The sequence below is a fragment of the Streptomyces sp. NPDC045026 genome (genome assembly GCF_056432625.1).
The window spans coordinates 1-1,464 of record NZ_JBWKIS010000070.1 but is presented as its reverse complement, the minus strand read 5'-3'; the positions used below and the strand labels follow the sequence as shown (position 1 = coordinate 1,464).

The following is a 1,464-nucleotide window of genomic DNA, read 5'->3' as shown; positions in this document are numbered from 1 at the left end:
CGTACGGGACCCGTCACCACCACCGCCTGGGAATTACGACCGGCAGCCGCAGAGGCTACGCATAGTGACACGTCACGGAAGTTGAGCCAGAACCCTTCAAACGACAGCGTTTGTACATCGGTTCGGGAGTCGCTCGTCGCTCTGCGGCGGTGTGAATGTTCATGGGAAATGACGTCACTGCGAGGGTTCGGCGCTGCTCGCGCGGTCCCTGCTATGCCTGCCAGCGATTGGAGTAACCCTCTCGCAGTGGCCCTCCGACCAGATCCAGTAGCTTCTTCGCGGCAGCTGCCAGCGGAGCTGGATCGGCCTGTTCTGCGACAGTCTGATGCCCGTCCAACAATGCCTGGCCTAGCTCTGGGTCCGCGGCTACGAGTCGACGGGGTAGCCATTTGCCGATCCCCGTCCATGCGCCATGGTGAGCAGTGACGAGCTCAGCCGCTTCCCGCAGGACGTGGTCAGCGACGACAAGCTGTTCGTGACGGCTGGCTGACGGGGTATCGATCAGGTCGTCCAGGTAGCACGTCAGTACGTAGCGGCCATGGCGCCACTGCTCCGCTGTGAGAGGAGGCGGCCCCATCGCGATGACCTCTTCTGCCAGCTGGCGCGTGCGGGCCACATGCCCGTATGGGTCGGTTAGCGTCATCCCCTGGGCATAGACGAAGACCACCGTCGCCCGTCGGCGGGCTCGATCCCACTCGAAGAACCTTGGGACGTCCCCTGCATCATTGAGGAACAACTCGACCAGTCGCCCTTCGTGACGGATCACCTCCCGGCCGCTTCCAGCGGAGTTCGGGAGAAGGACACCGATGTCGAGGTCACTGGCTGGCGTGGCACGGCCCTGGGCAACTGATCCACCGAGAAACAGCCCCGAGTGCCTGCGGGAACAGTTCTCCAACCACACGGCTGGCCTGGGCTATCGCCGCTTCTTGATCGCTCATGGGCGTTCATCGTGCCAGGTCAGGTGCATGGCATCCAGACGACAGTTGGTTTCAGCACACGAACATTCCCAAACCTCAGTAAGTCTTCGGGGACGCCACCCGCACGAGGTGTCACCGATGGTGAGGCGGCCCGCCGCCCGTGAGGGCGGCGGGCAGTCGAGTGCGAACCGACGGATGTCAGCCAGCCTTGGCGGGTGCGCCTGCCTTCGCCCGTAGGAACCCGTCGATCACTTCCCGGTATGGATCGATGCCCTTCGCCCGCGGAGGGTGCTGCTTGCGCGGCTCCGGCCACGCGGATTCAAGAGAGCGCTGGGAGGCCGCACGCCAGGAGGGCGCACCGCCGCCGCCCCCGCCCAGCCCGACCCCGGCCGACTTCGCACAGGAGACGCTCGACTTCGGCTGACCGACAACGACAGCGGGGCCGGAAAGGATCACCCTGTCCGGCCCCGCTGCTCGTTCCCGGCTGCTCACCGGCTGAGGCGGATGCGCGGCCCCCACGCGAACTCGAGGTCGTCCAGGAAGACGT

1 protein-coding gene is annotated in these 1,464 nt (G+C 65.5%); it reads right to left on the bottom strand.

All coding sequences use genetic code 11. The features are described from left to right. Positions 1-211: 211 nt before the first annotated feature. Positions 212-901: a nucleotidyltransferase domain-containing protein gene (locus AC07EJ_RS46060; RefSeq protein WP_478886540.1), complete on the bottom strand. Its 690-nt coding sequence runs from the start codon at positions 899-901 to the stop codon at positions 212-214. Positions 902-1,464 lie beyond the last annotated feature (563 nt).